Origin of the sequence: Prevotella sp. khp7, from assembly GCF_900109055.1 — a bacterium.
Lineage (GTDB): Bacteria > Bacteroidota > Bacteroidia > Bacteroidales > Bacteroidaceae > Prevotella.
Map to the genome: position 1 here is coordinate 414086 of NZ_FOIV01000002.1, position 19851 is coordinate 433936.

Below are 19851 nucleotides of genomic sequence, written 5' to 3' on the forward strand. Positions count from 1 at the left end.
TACCTCTTTCTTTACTTTTGCAGCGCCAGCAGTTGTTCTATTGTGTCGCGTGAATTGCTTAGACGGGGCACCTTATGCTGTCCGCCTAGTTTGCCGCGCAATTTCAGCCAGTCGTTGAAGAGATTTTCACGCGCCTCGACAATCTCCAGGTGCTGCAGCGTGATATCCTTGTAGCGCTTAGCCTCGTAGTCACTGTTGATTTCCTGTAACTTCTGGTCGAGCAGGTCGGAGAACTGCTGCATGTCCTCAGGGCGTTTAGAGAACTCAATGAGCCACTGGTGGCGGCACTTGGCTTTCTCGTCCATAAACACGGGCGCTGCCGTATATTCCAGTACCTCGGCGCCCGTCTGTTCGCAAGCGTAGGCCAGGCCCTGTTCTGCGTTGTCGACAATCAGTTCCTCGCCAAAGGCGTTGATGAAGTGCTTGGTACGCCCGCTGATGATGAACTTATAGGGGTTGGTTGACGTGAATTGTATCGTGTCGCCAATCTCGTAGCGCCATAGGCCGCACGAGGTCGAGATGACCATCGCGTAGTTCTTGCCCTTCTCAACGCCCCAAAGAGGTACGATTTCGCCTCCGTCCATGGGTATGAACTCGTAGAATACGCCATAGTCGAGCATCAGCAGCAGCGACTTATCTGCGGGGTCGTCTTGTATGCCGAAGAAACCTTCGCTGGCGTTGTACGTCTCCATATAGTGCATGCGGGATGAGGTGATGAGCTGCTCGTATTGTTTGCGGTAAGGTGTAAAAGCCACTCCGCCGTGGAAGAACACCTCGATGTTCGGCCAAACCTCTTCAAGATGTTTTTTGCCCGTGATGTCCATCATACAGGTCAGTACGGAGAGCATCCATGAGGGAACACCAGATATGTTTGTGACGTTTTTTGTCATGGCCTCGCGGGCTATCCGCTCACGTTTCACCTCAAAATCGCTAAGTAGAGCCGTTTTTTTCTTCGGAACACGCACCAAATTGGCCAGTGGATTGATGTTTTCGATGAGAATAGCGCTGAGATCGCCCACAAGCGAGTCCTTCAGGTTGTAATTCGGTGCATGACTGCCTCCGAGAATCAGACTCCGGCCGTCGAACAGACGCGATTTTGGGTTGTTTCTCAGGTAGGTGGCCACCGAGTCATACCCTCCGGCATAGTGAATATCGTGCAAACCGTCACGGCTTACGGGTATGAATTTAGACTTGTCGTTGGTCGTTCCACTCGATTTCGCAAACCACTTTACGCGCCCTGGCCACAAAATATCCGTCTCGCCTTGGCGCATACGGTCGATGTCGCCCTTCAGTTCTTCGTAAGTATTCACTGGCACGTGAGATCTGAAGTCGTCGTAGCCTTTGATGGCCATAAATGCATGGTTTCGCCCGTATTCCGTGTCTTTGGCTTTCTGTGTCAGCCGCTCCAGCACAGTCCTCTGCAAAGCCTCGCCCTCGTTCTGATGCCGCTCTAAAGCATGCTGACGGGGCACAAATAGTTTCCCTATAATTTGAGTCAGACTCATTTTTTCTTTATATTGCGCAATTTTGGTGCAAAGATACTGAAAATCGGACGAATCACCAAATTATTAAATAATTAAGCCCCAAAATTTTGCAGTTTTAAAAAAAATTATCTTTGCGACGTGATACATCTATTTGCCAGATTAAAATTAATATGAAGAAACAGAATTGTTGGATTCTTGTGCAACCCTATTCTATGGTGCTGTCGTGTATACCTCCTGTGAGAATGCCCGTGCTGACACGCCTGCACAGCAAGTAGAGACCACGGAACTTATACGTACCAGTCAGAGTTTGGACGGAGCCGAACTGCCCGACTATCTACTAAGGCGTCCCGAACTCGTTGCTGTGAAATACGTGTTTTCGCTAGGTGTGAAACTAGGGTGGCATTACCATGTAGCCATAAACTACAGCGTGCTGAGAATCGGCAGAATCGGTGGTTGAAATTTGGAGAATGTGGAAAACCGTACGTTTGCAAACGAATTCAGAAACTTTGGAGCCAGGCCTTCAGTTCGAACACGACATTGTAGTGGTAGGGAAATGATTCGCGATAGCCCCATCCGTGGCCGCCCGATGGGTAGATGTGCAGAGAGGCGGGCACGTCGTGCTTGTATAGTTGTTGATAGTAGTTCAGGCCGTTGGCAGCGGGCACGGCCTTATCGTCATCACTCAGGGCAAGGAAAGCACGGGGTGTGGTACGGTTCACTTGCAACTCGTTGCTATACTCGAACTCTAGCCGCTTCAACTCCTTCTGGTCTTTCTTGTCGTCGCCGAAAGTGCCTAGAAAATTATCGTGCGAGCCCTTATGAGTGAACCCCTGATCCATCGTGATAACTGGATAGAAGAGAATCTGAAAGTTGGGCGCAGCGTCGCCAGTGGCGTGAGTGGCGATGGTAGAGGCGAGATGGCCGCCAGCAGAGAAGCCCATGATGCCGATATCGCTCTTGTGGATGTGCCACTCGGCAGCGTGCCGGCGCACGGTCTTGATGGCCTCCTCGGCATCGGAGATGGGTACCATACGATTACCGTGGGGCATGCGATACTTCAGAACGACAAGTGCAATGCCTTGGTTGTTGAAGAAGGTGGCCCACTGATGCCCCTCGTGGTCCATAGCCAAATGGCTGTAGCCGCCTCCTGGACAGCACACCACAGCGCGGCCGCTGGCCTTTGCGACATCGGGCAGGTAAACGGTAATTTCGGCTTTGTCGTTGGCGTCGCTGCTTGCCACAGCGGCTTCGTTAGGCCACAAATCCATAGTTGCTCCTTTCTGTGAGAAGGATGCCGCAGACACGCCAAGGAATAGCATCGTGAGTATTGATTTCAGACTTTTCATCATTGTTTTGGTTATAAATTTCTATGCAAAGGTACTACTTTTTTGTCCACTACTGACACTAAAGGTACAAAATTAAGAAGTTTTAGTGCAGTTTGCCCCCTTCGTTGAGGTTTTTTCAGAACTTTATACTATCTTTGCAGGCGGAAACTTGAAACTATCCTGTATAATGAAAAAGATTCTCGCTTTGATGGCTCTCGTCGCATTGGCGACGCTCGGCGCACAGGCCAAAGTTAGGTTGCCCCACATGATTGGCGACAACATGGTATTACAACAGCAGACCGACGCCCGCCTCTGGGGGTGGACGCAGCCGGGTAAGATGGTGAGGGTAACGGTGTCGTGGAGCAAGGACGTAGTGACGGCCAAGGCCGACAAGCAGGGACAGTGGCTCGTAAAGGTAGTGACGCCTAAGGCCTCGTACGAGCCGCTCTCAATCACGTTTGATGATGGCGAACCCCTGACTATTCGCAACGTGGTGGCAGGTGAGGTCTGGGTATGCGCGGGACAGTCGAATATGGAGATGCCCGTGAAGGGCTTCGGTATGTGTCCCGTAGAGGGCTATAATGACGTGGTTATCGACGCAAAGAACCATCAGGGCGTCCGTTCGGTGAAGATTCCAAGTGTCATGTCGTCGAAACCACTCAACGATGCCCAGTGCGAGTGGCGCGTGTGTTCGCCCCGAACTGTTGGGGAGTTTTCGGCTACTGGCTATTTCTTCGCCCGCAAGATGCACGAGGCGCTCGACATACCTATCGGACTCATTGAAGCCAATAAAGGAGGTACGCGCGTGGAGAGCTGGCTGACGAAAGAGAATCTGGAGAAATATACCAACGACCCTACCGATTCGGTTGAGATATGCAAGAGGTGGGTTGACTACGACTATCACCGTTCGCTGCTCTGGGGCAACGGCACCTTCAATCCCATCCTGAACTTCACTGTGAAGGGCATACTCTATTATCAGGGTTGCTCGAATGTAGGCGACCAAGGCAACCAGTATTCAGAGCGTATGAAGCTGCTGGTGGAGCAGTGGAGAAGTCAGTTCGCCCTCGGTGAAATACCCTTCTACTTCGTGCAGATTGCGCCTTACAGATACGACGACGATAACAACGCGACAAACGGTGCGCTGCTTCGCGAACAGCAGTTTAAAGCCCAGAGCCTTATCCCGAACAGCTCGCTGGTGTGCATCAACGACCTAGTCTATCCCTACGAGTTCTCGCAGATACACCCCACTCAGAAACAGCAGGTGGGCGAACGGCTGGCTTACACGGCTCTGAATCGCGACTATGGCTTCGAGAGTATCATGTATAAAAGCTCGTCGTTCAAGGATATGCTGATAAAAGGCGATGCTGTGTTCATCCATCTTCAAGACAATTATTGGGCTGATGCACCATTCGAAGACATGCAGGGCTTCGAGGTGGCTGGCGACGATAAGATTTTTTATCCCGCCAGTGCGCAGCACTTTTGGCAGCCAGGCGGCGCTTATTGGGATGAGGCTATCCGCATCTCCTCGCCCAAAGTGAAGAATCCCGTAGCCGTGCGCTATTGTTTCAAGAACTTCCAGACGGGTAACGTGAAGAATGCTGGCAACCTGCCGCTCTTCCCCTTCCGCACTGATAATTGGTAAACCGCCATGGAAAAACATCCTTTAGCGCAATTCCATTTTTGCCCGAGATGCGGCAGCCAGCAATTCGTGATACACAATGCCCTGAGCAGGCATTGTAACAACTGCGGTTTTACCTACTATCAGAACCCACGGGCTGCCACAGCGGCTTTTATCCAGAATGCTAAAGGTGAGCTGTTGGTGGCGCGTCGCGCAAAGGAACCTGCAAAAGGCACGCTCGATCTACCAGGCGGCTTTGTCGACAATGACGAGACGGCCGAGGAGGGCATGGCACGTGAAATCAAGGAAGAGACGGGACTCTGTATTTCGCCAGAGCATGTGGAATACATGTTTTCCGTGCCCAACATCTACAACTATTCAGGCATGGACATCCACACGCTCGATCTATTCTTTTTCTGCCGTGTGGGCGATGAGGCTGTGGTGAAGGCTGCCGACGACGCTGCAGAATTAGCCTGGATGCCGCTGAGGGTGTTGAATCCAGAACTCTTTGGACTGCGTTCTATCCGCGAGGCTGTGAGTCGGTTCTTAGTGCAGAATTGTTAATAAAAACAAAATTCCTATATATATATAAGGTGGAAGAAACTTTTTTGCTTACTTTTGCAGCCCGAAAGAAATCATAACAAGACAAAAGTATGCAGAAAAACTTAGTGATTGTCGAGTCTCCAGCTAAGGCAAAGACCATTGAGAAGTTCCTTGGAGATGACTTCAAGGTGATGTCAAGCTACGGACACATCCGTGACCTGAAGAAAAGAGAGCTGAGCATCGACGATAAGACTCTGGAACCAGAATACGAGATTCCAGAAGAGAAGACTAAACTGGTGGCCGACCTCAACGCAAAAGCCAAGAAAGCAGAAAAGGTATGGCTCGCATCCGATGAGGACCGTGAGGGAGAAGCCATCTCTTGGCATCTGTGCGAGGTGTTGGGGCTGGATAAGCAGAAAACCAACCGCATTGTGTTCCACGAAATCACAAAACCCGCAATTTTGGAAGCCATTGAGCATCCGCGCCATATCAACATGGATTTGGTAAACGCCCAGCAGGCACGACGCGTGCTCGACCGCCTAGTGGGGTTCAAACTCTCCCCAGTTCTTTGGCGCAAGGTGAAGCCAGCTCTCTCGGCAGGTCGCGTGCAGAGCGTAGCTGTGCGTCTCATCGTAGAACGTGAGCGTGAGATTCAGAATTTCCAGAGCGAGGTATATTATAACGTAAATGGTGTCTTCGCCATTACCAATGTCGATGGCTCTGCTTCAGAGGTAAAGGCCCAGCTTGCCAGTCGTTTCAAGACAGAGCAAGAGGTGTTAACATTCCTCGAGAAGTGTAAGGAAGCAACCTTCACCGTGGAGGGCATATCTAAGAAACCCGTCAAGCGTACACCGGCTCCGCCATTCACCACATCGACACTCCAGCAGGAGGCAGCCCGCAAACTTGGTTTCTCAGTAAGTCAGACTATGATGGTTGCTCAGCATTTGTATGAAAACGGACGTATTACCTATATGCGTACCGACTCTGTAAACCTCTCTAAACTCTGTCTTGGTGCTAGTAAGAACGAGATTGTCAGTCTCTACGGCGACAAATACAGCAAGACCCGCCAGTATCATACCAGTGCAAAGGGTGCTCAGGAGGCGCACGAAGCCATCCGTCCTACCTACATGGATCAGGCTGAGATTGAAGGGACTGCTCAGGAGAAGCGGCTCTACGAACTGATTTGGAAACGCACCATCGCTAGCCAGATGGCAGATGCACAGATAGAGAAGACAACAGCCAACATCCGTATCAGCGGCACTGACGAGTATTTCGTCGCACAGGGTGAGGTCGTGAAATTTGATGGTTTCATCAAGGTCTATCGCGAGTCGCTGGATGATGACGATCAGCAAGACGAGTTTGGACATATTCTTCCGCCAATGAAGGAAGGGCAGCAGCTGACACGCCGTGAAGTGTTGGCAACAGAGCGTTTTACCATGGGTCCGCAGCGCTATACTGAAGCCAGCCTTGTACATAAGATGGAGGAACTCGGAATTGGTCGCCCTTCAACTTACGCTCCGACTATTTCTACTATTCAGCAGCGCGAATACGTGCAGAGAGGTGATAAGAAAGGCGAGGAGCGCCCATACTCTCTCTATCAGCTGAAGGGTAAGCAGGTGACTCAGAAAACCAGAAAGGAAATGGTTGGCTCAGAGAAGGGCAAGTTGCTGCCTACCGATATCGGAATCGTGGTAAACGACTTTCTGATGGAACACTTCAAGGAAATTATGGACTACAACTTCACTGCCAAGGTGGAGCAGGATTTTGATAAGATTGCTGAAGGCGATGAGAAATGGACTGACATGATGAAGCAGTTCTACAAGAGTTTCGAGCCAACGGTAGAGAAAACAATGAACAGCCGTCAGCAGCACAAGGCTGGCGAACGTCAGCTGGGTAAGGACCCCAAAACAGGAAAGCCCGTATTTGTGAAAATCGGGCGTTTTGGCCCCGTAGTACAGATTGGTACTGCCGATGACAAGGAGAAGCCCCAGTTTGCGCAACTGCCCAAGGAGCAGAGCATGGAAACCATCACCCTTGATGAGGCGTTGGAGTTGTTCAAACTACCACGCGAGGTGGGAGAGTATGAAAACAAACCTGTAACTATCGGTGCTGGTCGTTTCGGTCCCTATGTGCTCCACGACCGCCAATATACTTCACTGCCGAAGGGAACAGATCCGATGACTATAACCCTCGACGAGGCTATTGCACTCATTCAGGAGAAGCGTCAGCAGGACAGCAAGAAGCACATGAAGTTCTTTCTAGAGGATTCTAAACTGGAGATTCTGAATGGAAGATATGGCCCCTATCTAGTATATGACGGCAAGAACTATCGCCTCCCCAAGAATCTGCACGAAAAAGCTACTGAACTGACTTATGATCAGTGCATGAAGATTATTCAGGCAACACCAGTAAAGAAAGGCTGATATGACGCGCATTATCCTGATAGGCTATATGGGTGCGGGGAAAACAACCGTTGGTAAAGCGCTTGCAGACGAACTGGGTGTCATCTTCTACGACCTTGATTGGTATATAGAGAGCCGTATGCGCAAATCTGTGGCTCAGATCTTTGCTGAACGTGGTGAGGAGGGTTTTCGCCAGATAGAGTACAACATGCTGCACGAGGTGGCCGAGTTCGAAAATGTTATCATCAGCTGTGGAGGCGGAACGCCATGCTTCTTTGATAATATGGACTACCTGAACCAGCAAGGGAAGGTGGTGTATTTGAAAGCTGATCCGGAAGTGCTCTACAAGCATCTGCTAATGGGGAAAACGGAACGTCCGCTTTTGAAGGGCAAAAGCCCCGAAGAACTGATTGCCTTCATTCGTGAGCAGCTCGAGAAGCGTGAGCCTTATTACACAAAGGCCAAATACACTCTCGATGTCAGTCTGATGGATAATTATGAGAAAATAAAAATCAGCGTGGCTAGGATAAAAGAAATTTTGGAATTATGAAGAAATGGACCATTGAAGATTCGAAGGAGCTCTATAACATTAACGGATGGGGCACTTCTTACTTTGGCATCAACGAAAAAGGCGATGTCTATGTCACTCCCTGTAAGAATAAGACAGAGATAGATTTACGTGAAGTGATGGACGAGTTGGCATTGCGTGATGTCACACCTCCAGTACTGCTTCGATTCCCCGACATTCTGGATAACCGTATCGAGAAAACGTGGAGTTGCTTTAAAAGAGCAGCCGAGGAATACGAGTACAAGGGCGAGAACTATGTGGTCTATCCTATTAAGGTGAATCAGATACAGCCTGTTGTGGAGGAGATCATCAGTCATGGAAAGAAATTCAATCTTGGCGTTGAAGCAGGTTCAAAACCTGAACTGCATGCTGTTATTGCCGTGCAGTGTCAGAGCGATTCTATCATCGTGTGCAATGGCTATAAAGATCAGAGCTATATAGAATTGGCCTTACTCGCACAAAAGATGGGTAAGCGCATCTTTATCGTTGTAGAGAAACTGAATGAACTGGAAATCATTGCCAAGGTGGCCAAGAAGATGAACATCCGCCCCAACATCGGTATCCGCATCAAGCTAGCTTCAAGTGGATCTGGCAAATGGGAAGAGAGTGGTGGTGACGCCTCAAAGTTTGGTCTGACAAGTGCAGAACTTCTTGAAGCACTCGAGTTGTTGGATAAGAAGGACATGCGTGATTGTCTGCGACTCATCCATTTCCATATCGGTTCGCAAATCACAAAGATACGCCGTATACAGACTGCTCTTCGCGAAGCATCTCAATTTTATATCCAGCTGCACAAGATGGGGTACAATGTGGACTTCGTAGACTGCGGCGGTGGTCTTGGTGTGGACTATGACGGAACGCGTTCTCCTTCAAGTGAGAGTTCTGTGAACTATAGTATTCAGGAGTATGTAAACGACTGTATCTATACCTTCGTTGAGGCTGCGAATAAGAACAATCTACCTCATCCGAATATTATTACCGAGAGCGGACGCTCACTCGCTGCTCACCATTCTGTGTTGGTGATTGACGTGCTGGAGACGGCCTCGCTGCCAGAGATGCCAGAGGAGTTTGAGCCTGATGAGAACAGTCATCAGTTGGTGAAAGACCTCTATGAGATATGGGACAACCTCTCGCCGCGCAACGTGCTCGAAGACTGGCACGACGCAGAGCAGATACGTGAAGAGGTGCTTGATTTGTTCTCGCATGGTATCGTGGATTTAAGGACTCGTGCAGAGATAGAGTCTATGTATTGGAGCGTATGCCACGAGATAAATATCCTTACCAAGGGCCTGAAACATATTCCTGAAGAGTTGATGAACATCGACAAGTTGTTGGCTGACAAATATTTCTGCAACTTCTCACTCTTTCAGAGTCTACCCGACTCGTGGGCCATCGATCAGTTGTTCCCTATTATGCCCATACAGCGACTTGATGAGCGTCCCACGCGCAATGCGACAATTCAGGATATCACCTGTGACAGTGATGGTAAGGTCGCAAACTTCGTAACCAACCGTAATAATTCGCATTCGCTACCTGTGCATCCTCTGAAGAAAAACGAACCCTATTATCTAGGCGTATTCCTTGTAGGTGCATATCAGGAGATTCTGGGTGACATGCACAATCTGTTTGGTGATACCAATGCTGTACATATCTCAGAGAAAGATGGTAGCTACCACATTGATCAGATTATCGATGGCGAGACTGTCGCTGAAGTGCTCGATTATGTACAATATGATCCTAAGAAACTGGTGCGTCAGTTGGAAGTCTGGGTAGCTAAGAGTGTCAAGCAGGGTAAGATATCTCTTGAAGAGGGAAAGGAATTCCTGTCTAATTATCGTTCAGGACTTTACGGTTATACATATTTGGAATGATGAAAGAAAAATTAACCATAGTTAAAGTAGGCGGGGCTGTGGTGGAAGACGAACCTCAACTCTTGCAACTTCTTAAGGATTTCAGTGCCATTGATGGCAAGAAAGTGTTGGTACATGGTGGCGGTCGTCGTGCAACTCAGGTAGCGGCCAGCCTTGGAATTGAGTCGAAAATGGTAAACGGCAGAAGAATCACTGATGCTGAGATGCTCAATGTGGTGACAATGGTGTATGGTGGATTGGTCAATAAGAACCTCGTGGCCCGTCTTCAGAAGAATGGTGTAAACGCCTTGGGGCTGACAGGAGCTGATATGGATGTTATCCGTAGCCATAAACGTCCGTTAAAAGACGGTATCGATTTTGGTTTCGTAGGTGATGTTGACAATGCTGATGGTAAAATGCTCAGTAAGTTGATTGAAGAAGGCATCACGCCAGTCATGGCGCCTCTTACTCATGATGGTCAGGGTAATATTCTTAATACCAATGCTGATACTATTGCCTCTGAGACTGCTAAGGCTCTTGCACCCTACTATGATGTAACCCTCATTTTTAGTTTCGAGAAAAAAGGCGTACTTCGTAATCCTGATAATGATGACTCTGTGATTTCCGTGATTACGCATGAGGATTTCAGAAAATATAAGGAAGATGGCACTATTAGTGGCGGTATGCTTCCTAAGATAGAGAATGCACTTAATGCTATTGATGCAGGCGTTTCACGTGTTATCATAACCCTTGCTACTGCTATCGATGGAAATTCTGGCACAGTGATAAGATAAAAAAGGCGAAAATTTTTTCGCCTTTTTGTAACTATTCTCCATTTCAATCGTCATTTATATTAGAGAGGATGAAAAAAATCAGTTTCCGGAACGATGTCCTGCCACTCAAGAATGAGTTGTATCGGCTTGCTCTCCGCATCACTCTCAACCCTGCGGAGGCTGAGGATGTTGTACAGGAAACAATGATTAAAGTCTGGAATAGGCGGGAACAATGGGTTAATATCGAATCGATAGAAGCTTTCTGCCTCACCATCTGTAGAAACATCTCACTCGACAAGATGAAAAAGATGGAGAACCAGAATCAAAGCTTGGACGAGAGGGAACACGATGCTCCGGATTATAGCTATTCATCCAATCCAGAGGAACAGGCCATGCAGCAAGATAGAATGCAGCTAATACGCCACCTCATTAACGAACTGCCGGAGAAGCAGCGAAGCGCGATGCAGCTCAGAGACTTTGAGGGTAAGAGCTACAAAGAAATCGCAAAGGTTATGGATATAAGCGAGGAGCAGGTGAAGGTTAATATCTTCCGAGCACGCCAAGCCATTCGGCAGAAATTTATAGAAAAAGAGAAATATGGATTATAAGTACATCGAACAACTCTTAGAGCGCTACTGGCAGGGAGAGACAACCCTGCAGGAGGAAGCTATCTTGCGTGCATTTTTTAGTCAGGAAAATGTGCCTGCAGAATTGCAGAAATACAAGGAGTTGTTTACCTACGAATTCCAAAAAGAGGAATCACTGAGCGGCGATTTCGATGCCCGCATCCTTGAGATGGTTGGCGAAGAAAAGCCTAAAGCAAAAGTAGTTACTCTGACAAGTCGACTGATGCCGCTTTTCAGAGCTGCGGCTATCGTTGCTATCGTTCTCACCTTGGGTAATGCAGCTCAGGCTCCTTGGGATCGCGGATGGGATGATCCAAAGGATGCCTACGCTAAATATCATCAGCAAAAGGTTGACACAGTAAACGTCCTCGGGACAATTCAGGCGGAGAATATGTTGGACAGCATGAAAACGGCTACAACCCCCACAGAGGCTCCTGCTTATTATGAATAAGAACATTTTCTATGCTTTCTTTATAATAATCATTTTAAACACAAACGAAACTGTGAAGTTTCATTCTCTCAAATTTTCAGAAAAATACTAACGAAGAAGAATGGGCTGCCTCCGTAAGACGGGAGCAGCCCACTTCAATTCTCTATTTTATAATCATTTACTTAGTCTCTGGTTCAGTTGGAATAATGCTGGCAGGAAAATGAGTAACGAGAATCCCAAGGCCATCAGTACGCGTTGTTCATTACCAAACAGGTCTGTCAGTGTGAGGTCGGGCTTGGGATAGAGGTTGTATAATACGTAAGCCACTGTATTGTTTATCCAATGGTAAACCACACCAGGCACGATACTGTCGGTACGGTAATACATCCAGCCAAGAAGCAGTCCGATGAGAAAAGCATGAGGCATCTGAGCAGGATTCATATGAATAACTGCAAAGAGAATGGCTGAGATAATTATGCCAACCCAAGGATTTGTCTTCCAACGGAGCAGACTTCGAAGAATGGCACCACGAAAAACCATCTCTTCAGCCAAAGGGGCCAGCAGACCTACTACCAGATAGCCCCAGCGGTCTTTCATAATCATATCGAACTCACCTTCAACATGGTTTGGTAACTCGGGCATAAGTTCTTGAAGCCATACAGATGGAACAAGTGCTCCCAAAGCTGCTAATACGCACCAAAACAATACAAACCAAGGACGTGTTCTTACCCAATGGCGCGATATAACACTCCACTTGGCCCATAAAAAGATAACCATTGTCAGTATACTGAATACAGCCATCATAATAATCATACTTGTGGCATTCATTGGAGCTTCTTTTCCCATCACTATCATCCAGATGCCTTGTGCCAAAAATCTCACAATGAGTTGAATGGCTGCAAAGATAACTATATAAATCAATGCATTCTTCATATCAATATCTTTTTTACTTGTTCTTGATCTTTCTTCAATTGGTTTACCAATGCCTCTGGTGAATCGAATTTTCTTTCTTCGCGCAGACGAGCTACAAATGAGATTGTTATTATTTGCCCATAAAGGTTAGCCTCATAGTCAAGAATGTTCACCTCTAGCGTCTGTTGTTTGCCTTTGAATGTAGGGCGTGTACCTATATTCATCATAGCTGCGCGACGCTGGCCGTCCATCAATGTTGCCCATACAGCATACGCCCCGGAGGCAGGAAGCAGTTTTTCTGCGCAAAGAGGTTCTAAATTGGCAGTAGGAAAACCTAGTTGGCGTCCAATATGCTCTCCAGGCGTTACTTCTCCTGATAATTGATAATTCCGGGTAAGGTATCGAGGCATCTGTTCTACTTTTCCTTCTTCTGACAGCAATTGGCGTATGACAGATGAGCTGATGGTAATATTTCTGTCAGCGATCATCGCTGCCTTTCCACGAAGCACTTTCATCCCCATCTCCTTGCCATAACGAACGTAATCTTCGAAACCTTCAGAACGATTTCTGCCAAAACGATTGTCGTAACCAGTTATGAGTGTCTTTACGTTCAGTTGTTGGTGAAGTACTTTCTGCATAAAGACGTGAGCAGTGAGTTCTGCAAACTCTTTAGTAAAAGGTAAAACCACAAATACATCAATGCCAAGTGATTCCACAATGGCTTGTTTCTCCTCTAAAGTTGTCAGCACCTGAGGGCGAAATGTAGGGTCAAATAACTGACGGGGATGACGATCGAATGTGATAACCATAGAACTAAGCCCAGTCCTATGAGCCTCATCTTTTACCATTCCTATCAGCAACTGATGTCCTGCGTGAACCCCATCAAAGACACCTATCGTTGCTACGCTTTCTGGGAGTTCAAAAGACCCTTGATTCAGACAAATAGTTCTCATAAGGCCGCAAAGTTAAGCATTTTTTCGTTATTTCCACAAAAAAATTTGGATATTTAATGAATTTGCTGTATCTTTGCAACCCAAATCCCGGACTTGTAGCTCAGTTGGTTAGAGCAACAGACTCATAATCTGGAGGTCCCAGGTTCAAGCCCTGGCTGGTCCACTCCTACTAAAAACCTGGCGTATGAATCAGAGAAATTTGACAAAATACGTGGTTGCCTTTCTTATTTTTTTTATGGCAACCAGTTGTTCCAAGGAAAATTCTTCCAATCTACCAGTAACAGAGAATTTCAAAGCGCTTGTTATGGGTGGCAAGGATATCGATCCTAATCAGACTTGGAGTACAACTTCAAATATACCTGTTACTATTAGTGTTGATTTACTATCTGGTTCTAAATACACCATTTATATCTATCAAACCCATCCTGCTTCAGATAATAATATCACCTATTTAGGCATGACCACCATCGTGTCAGGAGAGTCGAAAACAATCTATGTGGCCAAACCTGCTGATGTTAGTCAGCTTTTTGCCGCTTGCTACGATGACCAGCAACATGTAATATGTGTACCTATAGTGAATGGCCAGGCTAAGTTTAGTGGTAAAATTTCAACCTCTACAACCATGCCAACCATTACTACGGGCAACAATTGGAGTGTACCCACGCAAAGTATGCCAGATCTCTCGAAATATACTACAGGCACATTGACTGAGGCAAGTGAACTGAGTCCGGATTTGGCTGATGATGCAGAAGCAAGACTGAAGATCAGCGATTCTTATACGGGCTTTATCCCTTTCCTTGGAACACATTCTAATATGTCTGTCTATGTAACCTCAACTTGGACACTTACTTATGATCAGCGTATCAATGCGGGCAATGTTATCGTGGTTGGCAATGGCGGGAAAATTATTGTTCCGAAAGGCTTTAAGTTGACAACTACTCCATTGGGTGAGTCAACTGTTATGGGGAGAATCTATGTGATGCCAGGTGGTGAAATATCTGGTGATGGAATTGTGGAATTCAGTTGTGAAGCTTCGGGTTGTAATTATAATGAAGGCCATCTGACAACTGGTGAAGTATCAATCGTTAGTGGAACACTTTATAATACAGGAATCATTGGCGATAACGTAACCCCCACAACCAAACTTGTTGGTTCTGCTGTAAATGAATCATCAGCCAAATTCGTGAACCTCGCCTCTGCATATTTCTCTGAGGTCAATGCTTCAACACTTTCTATTTTGAATGGGGGGGTAATCAGAGTCTCTGATAATCTGACGTTGGGGCAGAATGCTCGTATGGATGATGGAAGTTCTCTTAGTTGTGGTTCATTAACTCTTCAGGGTAACGGCAGCAATGTTCTCTATATGGGTAACGCCGCTGAATTAAACTGTAGTGGGAGAATAAGCGTCAGTAACTTTGGTGTATGGGGGCCTTCTGGCGATAAATATGTGGCTAATGCACGTCTTAGAGTAGGTGGGTGTACACAGATTAGTGCATCTTCTGGTAATGCATCAGACTTCTTACTCGACCATATACAACTTGAAGTGCCTATTGGGGCTTCTGGGCTTGATATGCTCTCTGGTTGGATGAATGGCAGTTGTGGAGATATTGAAGGGAATCGTCAGACTTGTTTCTGCCAATTAGAAGGTACCCAGTCTACGCCCAAGAACGGATGTGTTTATTATGCGTTTGAAGTTGCAGATAATTATTCTATTCGTGACTTTGATTATAACGATGTCGTTCTTCGCGTAAGTATGCCTTTCGATAATGGCGACGGTACTTATACCATTTCTGTAAACGTTGCAGCTGTTGGTAGTTCAGAGGAGATTCAGGTACTTTACAATGGTGAGGATTTTGGAAAAGAAGTACACGAAGTTATGGGTGTTGCTTCGAATATAATAGTTAATACGAGTTCAAAAGATCGTGATTTTCAAGTATTAGGTTTGATTACTTACAGTAATTCAGATGTTGAAGTTGATAAGCTTCCTTTCTCTTTGCGTAAGAAGGGTAGGGATGGTTCTTCGCAAACATTGAGACAATCTGCCAATAAAGAAGAAGCTCCCCTCTACCTCGTTATCAATGCAGATAGCTTTGGTAAATGGCAATGGCCCAAGGAGAATTCTAATATTGGGCTGGCCTATAAGCTGTTTGGTACATGGGCCAACAATGCACAAACAGCCCTTGATTGGTATAAGGGCTCGAATGCAAGTTCAAACAGAGTAGTGGCTTGGTAAGAACTGATTTACCACATGAAAATCTGACCTCTTGTTCCGTACTCTTTCAGATACCAATCTGTAGCCTTGGTTCTGTTCACAGACCATTCGCCAAAAGAATGTCCCTCATAGGAATAAGCACCAAACAGGATCTCAGCATAGTCGTTATAGTCTGTCTTCATACGGAATCCGATATTCTGACCATGTAGCGGATGGCAGAAGTCTCCTGTGGGGATAACCAAAGCCCATGGCAGATTTTGTATATCAACATATTTGTTCTCATAAAGAGCGTCTACCGTGCGATAGGGGAAAGTGTGTATCTCCCTTCGGTTATTGGCATACATACGTATGATAAACGGATCTATATCATCAAGAGTCAGGTAGTTTAACACTAAATCGTCTTTGACTTTAATCGCAAAGGTTATTTCGCGGGGCATCAGCTCTGTTGTAGTAGTGGTTGTACCATAAGCTACGTTGTATTGTTTTCTGCTATACACGCCATACTCATTAGTCCTGATATCGCCCATTGCCCAATGGGCGTCAGCAAAGAGGTTCAGAACAGGCTCACCTTTCTTGCTCTCAAGTAGTAGGTCTCTGTATGTGTGTACTGACATGTTCTGTTTGGCAATTTCCTCGCCATGCATGTTTACGTTAAACGACTTGTCATTTTCAGTATATACAGAATCAATGTCTTCCATTTTGATACTTGGCAAACGGATGGCGCCAGCTAATGGTTCGTCAGCGCCAACGGCAGCAAGGCGGACATGGAACTTTATTATTTTTTCGACAGAGTGATCCAAGGCAATATGCATCACAACATCGTTGTAGTCGTAATCGCCAAATTCGGGGAACTCCTGCTCATAGCAGAAAGCGTAATAATGTGGTAATGGCGTGTAGCTTAATGATTGTGACTGATAAATGGAATTTGAGAAATCCACACGATTTGAGAACGCAGGTCTGAAACTCGATATTGTATAGCGTCCATTGGCATCAATGAGTGCAGCATAAAGTGTGTTCAGTCGCTGTGGATAGGAAATGTTTATCGAGAACTGGTCGCCGTCACGCACACTTTTTTGCGCCAATACCGTTGCTTCAGTCGTTACAACGGGGTCGTCTGTTAATATCTGCAGCATCTTAGCCCCCACACCAGCATTTACATTCACTTTTAATGTCTTTTTCTCCGACAGAATCCATGTATGGTTGGGGTCAACGGTGTCAACAGGCGACTTGATTTTGGCAAGTGTATCATAGATATCAATGTCAAAAACATTTTTATTGCAGGATGTGCCTAAACCAGTTAAAGCACAGATACAGATGAATATAGCAAAAACATAAGCGACCTTTTTCATATCAAGCAAATCTGATTAGAATGATTCCGCGCCAAAATTACAAAAATAATCGCATACATGATACAGAAATAGAGGTGTTTTAAAGATTTTAACATTAAAACAGATACAACTTGGAAGTTTTTTGCTTAAATTTGCACCCGAATCGATTCTATATATATTAAGTTACGTAACATCTATTAAGTGTTTTTGTGCAATGAGAAAGTGTTTGATTTTTGGAACTTTAGCTCTCGTAGCTGGATTATATCTTGCCAGTTGTACTGATCACGATACAGGGTATGATAGTCTTTATGATGAGAAGATACAGACTTTTGAAAAAGTTTTCAATAAACTCTATGGGCCTATCGATCCTCAGCACAACTGGGGCTTTACGCCGATTAGCGTAGAACTTGGTGGTACGACTACCGCTGATGTGCAAGCGCTGACGCGTGGGCACGATGCCAATGCCAATGAATGGGCTACAACTTGGGTTGTGCCCGATCCTCTTACTGAGGCACAGAAAGACAAAGTCCGTCGTTATTTCCAGGCACATCCAAATCCGGAAGGGGTGGCATTTGACTATGCAAACTTCTTTGTACAACAAGTATATAAGGGTGGTGACAAGGTTGGAGCCAACTCTCCAGAGAAGTATACTGCTGCTGATGGTATTACAACGATGGTTGGAAGCAATCAAATGGATAAACTTACCTGTGGCTCGTATAGTGCTGGCGCAGAGAGCTTGAACTATTATGACCATATCAACAACTTCAACAATGGTACAGCCACTTGGAACAATAACGTTCTTAATAACGGTCAGCCCGTTAATGGTGGTTCTAAACACAGCGACCAGATTATGCTGATGGTCAATTCGAAGAGCGATTGTTTTGGCTATTGGAATTCTAATGGTTCTGTGGGCTTTAATAATAGATATGTAATCATTCCTGGTAGTGTGATTCAGGAGTGGGACGGTTCGGGCGGTAGTAATGCCAACGTTTCCGGCATGTGGTTTGTAGGCTTCGATTTCGAGCAACTTATCGATGACGATGTTTATGCTAACGAATATTATAACTTTAATGGTAAACGGTATCGTTATCTGAATTCCAGCATGAACAGGTATTGTGGTGACAAGAAGGAGTACAACAACACGCCTTCTGCCAGCGTTATACAAGGTTTGCTCGATGATGGCTACCTGCCTGTAGCAGGTAAGGCAGACAAAGTTTTCGTAAAGCTGAGTTCATGTGCTGATGGCTATTACAGCGATTGGATTGTCAGAGTTATTCCTGGCACGAAGAGAGACACTTCGGGGGATAAGGATAAGGATAAGGAAGAGACTACTACCAGCAAGAAATATACAGCTACCATCCATCGTATCATGAGTATGGGTCGCGTATTCGTTGAGGATCTTTATAAGGCAACTCGCGAAGACCTTGACTACAATGATGCCGTGTTCGATGCCATCATTTGGCAGGATGGTAAATACGAGATAAACGAAGAGGCTACCACAGACGCTAAAAAATACGTTCCTGCTGGTGCCAAGACCTATCGCGTAGAGATTGCTCTGTTGGCTGCTGGTGGCACTATCCCGCTGAAGATTGCAGGAAGTAAGTTTGGCGACGTGCACGACTCTTTTGGTGTGGGTATGACAACCGTCGTCAATACTGTTGGCGAAGCATCCAATGTGGCTGGTACTCTTTCTCGTGTAACAGGTCAGCCTTACGTTTATAAGATGTTTGATTATACCAGCGAATTGGGAGGAACCAATTATACCATCAATAACATTCCTATCGATGTGAAATGGGCGACAGATGAGGTAACCGTTGGAGCGCGCCTTAATAATAAGGAGATTCATGAGTACAAGAAAGACGAGAACGGAAACTTTGTGCTCGACAGCAAAGGTAACCTCATCATCGTCAACTCGGGAACACAGTCTGCACCACACATTCTTCTCGCCCCTATAGGAACGCCTTGGGTTCAGGAGCGTGTCAACATTAGGGACGCATACACCCGCTTCCCCACTTATGTGGGCAATAGAAATACCGACGTCTGGGGAGGCGATGTTGAAAACTTCAATCTCTATGGCGACAATCGCTCTCCTCTTGCCTATGCTGACAAATATCAGGGCTGGTTCTACATGACGGATATCGAAGAAATTTCTCCTTATGAGGGAACGCAGCTGTGGGTCGGTCCTAAAAAAGGCCAGTTCGAGGTATCGTTCTCAGGAAGTATCCTTGCTAATGCAACGTCAAAAAGTAAAATCCGCATTTATCTGACGTCTTCAACAAGCACCTCATATTGGCATATAGCGCTACAGAAGAAGGATTGGTCTGGAGCAATTAACATACCAGAATGGGGTAATAGTAACACCATAAGTTATAACCCTCAGCCTCAGAATTTCCCAGGCTACGTGGAGTTTAAACTTTCGAGCAGCGTCAAGTCTGCTATTGTTAGCAAGGGAGGATTTGTAATACAAACAGCAAATAATAACAACCCATTCTCTATAGACTGTATTACGTATATTCCTTAATATAGAAAATTCTATAAATCAAATACACAAAAATTTGCACATGAAAGAGGGGGCGTCTGCGTGAGCAGACGTCCTCTTGCTTTTTGGGGGAGCGCTTTATAATGATTAGACTTTAATTAATATGTAAAAATATGTGCTGTTGGAAATAGAAGGGAGTTTACTCCGGGTAAAGTCCGACTTTACTCCGAGTAAAGTTCCACTTTAAGCGGACTAAACTCCATGTCCTTTTGGTTTTAATATGGGAAAGAATAAATATTCACAAATTTTTCTGTTTTGCATCTTTTTAAAGATGGTGTCATTATATAA

Annotated in this window: 16 protein-coding genes and 1 tRNA gene; 12 read left to right on the top strand and 5 right to left on the bottom strand. The window is 46.0% G+C overall.

Annotated elements, in window-relative coordinates; genetic code table 11:
* Positions 1–11: 11 nt before the first annotated feature.
* Positions 12–1505 carry a GH3 auxin-responsive promoter family protein gene (locus BMX82_RS05425; protein ID WP_091766744.1) on the bottom strand — a complete coding sequence of 498 codons (1494 nt, stop codon included), beginning with the start codon at positions 1503–1505 and terminating at the stop codon, positions 12–14.
* A gap of 166 nt (positions 1506–1671) precedes the next feature.
* Between BMX82_RS05425 and BMX82_RS05430 the strand changes: the two genes are divergently transcribed.
* Positions 1672–1941, top strand: a complete 270-nt coding sequence (locus BMX82_RS05430) for a cupin domain-containing protein (protein WP_051949881.1) — start codon at positions 1672–1674, stop codon at positions 1939–1941.
* Between the two features lie 40 nt (positions 1942–1981).
* On the opposite strand, the gene BMX82_RS05435 is transcribed toward BMX82_RS05430, so the two are convergent.
* Positions 1982–2830 (bottom strand): alpha/beta hydrolase, encoded by an 849-nt coding sequence (locus BMX82_RS05435; RefSeq protein ID WP_091767280.1) that lies wholly within the window; start codon positions 2828–2830, stop codon positions 1982–1984.
* A gap of 166 nt (positions 2831–2996) precedes the next feature.
* On the opposite strand from BMX82_RS05435, the gene BMX82_RS05440 reads away from it, so the two are divergent.
* The 8 genes from BMX82_RS05440 (at position 2997) to BMX82_RS05475 (ending at position 11640) form a co-directional block, all read left to right on the top strand.
* Positions 2997–4451, top strand: coding sequence for a sialate O-acetylesterase (locus BMX82_RS05440; RefSeq protein ID WP_091766747.1), 1455 nt, complete (start codon positions 2997–2999; stop codon positions 4449–4451).
* Positions 4452–4457: 6 nt separating this feature from the next.
* On the top strand, positions 4458–4991 hold the full coding sequence (locus BMX82_RS05445; RefSeq protein WP_036914352.1) for an NUDIX domain-containing protein: 534 nt from the start codon (positions 4458–4460) through the stop codon (positions 4989–4991).
* An 89-nt stretch (positions 4992–5080) separates the two neighbouring features.
* Positions 5081–7393 carry a type I DNA topoisomerase gene (gene topA / locus BMX82_RS05450; RefSeq protein ID WP_091766750.1) on the top strand — a complete coding sequence of 771 codons (2313 nt, stop codon included), beginning with the start codon at positions 5081–5083 and terminating at the stop codon, positions 7391–7393.
* Position 7394: 1 nt separating this feature from the next.
* Complete coding sequence (locus BMX82_RS05455) at positions 7395–7922, top strand: shikimate kinase (RefSeq protein ID WP_036914345.1); 528 nt, start codon at positions 7395–7397, stop codon at positions 7920–7922.
* The gene (speA, locus tag BMX82_RS05460; RefSeq protein WP_036914339.1) at positions 7919–9811 is read left to right on the top strand and encodes a biosynthetic arginine decarboxylase; all 1893 of its coding nucleotides are present in this window, start codon (positions 7919–7921) and stop codon (positions 9809–9811) included. Before BMX82_RS05455 ends, speA begins: the two co-directional genes overlap by 4 nt.
* Complete coding sequence (gene argB, locus BMX82_RS05465; RefSeq protein WP_036914553.1) at positions 9811–10584, top strand: acetylglutamate kinase; 774 nt, start codon at positions 9811–9813, stop codon at positions 10582–10584. The genes speA and argB overlap by 1 nt, the downstream gene beginning before the upstream one ends.
* Positions 10585–10652: 68 nt before the next feature.
* A complete protein-coding gene (locus BMX82_RS05470; protein ID WP_036914336.1) occupies positions 10653–11171 on the top strand; it encodes an RNA polymerase sigma factor in 519 nt (172 codons plus the stop codon).
* On the top strand, positions 11161–11640 hold the full coding sequence (locus BMX82_RS05475; protein WP_036914333.1) for a hypothetical protein: 480 nt from the start codon (positions 11161–11163) through the stop codon (positions 11638–11640). Before BMX82_RS05470 ends, BMX82_RS05475 begins: the two co-directional genes overlap by 11 nt.
* 153 nt (positions 11641–11793) lie before the next feature.
* Here the strand turns inward: BMX82_RS05475 and BMX82_RS05480 are convergent, their stop codons facing one another.
* Positions 11794–12552: a CPBP family intramembrane glutamic endopeptidase gene (locus BMX82_RS05480; RefSeq protein ID WP_036914329.1), complete on the bottom strand. Its 759-nt coding sequence runs from the start codon at positions 12550–12552 to the stop codon at positions 11794–11796.
* Positions 12549–13484 (bottom strand): bifunctional riboflavin kinase/FAD synthetase, encoded by a 936-nt coding sequence (locus BMX82_RS05485; RefSeq protein WP_036914327.1) that lies wholly within the window; start codon positions 13482–13484, stop codon positions 12549–12551. The genes BMX82_RS05480 and BMX82_RS05485 overlap by 4 nt, the downstream gene beginning before the upstream one ends.
* 89 nt (positions 13485–13573) lie before the next feature.
* On the opposite strand from BMX82_RS05485, the gene BMX82_RS05490 reads away from it, so the two are divergent.
* Together BMX82_RS05490 and BMX82_RS05495 are read left to right on the top strand one after the other, a co-directional pair.
* Positions 13574–13647 (top strand) — tRNA-Ile (locus BMX82_RS05490).
* 21 nt (positions 13648–13668) lie between these two features.
* Complete coding sequence (locus BMX82_RS05495) at positions 13669–15717, top strand: DUF4842 domain-containing protein (protein ID WP_143058325.1); 2049 nt, start codon at positions 13669–13671, stop codon at positions 15715–15717.
* An 8-nt stretch (positions 15718–15725) separates the two neighbouring features.
* Here BMX82_RS05495 and BMX82_RS05500 read toward each other — a convergent pair whose 3' ends face one another.
* A complete protein-coding gene (locus BMX82_RS05500) occupies positions 15726–17045 on the bottom strand; it encodes an LruC domain-containing protein (RefSeq protein ID WP_036914324.1) in 1320 nt (439 codons plus the stop codon).
* 193 nt (positions 17046–17238) lie between these two features.
* On the opposite strand from BMX82_RS05500, the gene BMX82_RS05505 reads away from it, so the two are divergent.
* Positions 17239–19545 carry a hypothetical protein gene (locus tag BMX82_RS05505; protein WP_091766756.1) on the top strand — a complete coding sequence of 769 codons (2307 nt, stop codon included), beginning with the start codon at positions 17239–17241 and terminating at the stop codon, positions 19543–19545.
* Positions 19546–19851: the final 306 nt, after the last annotated feature.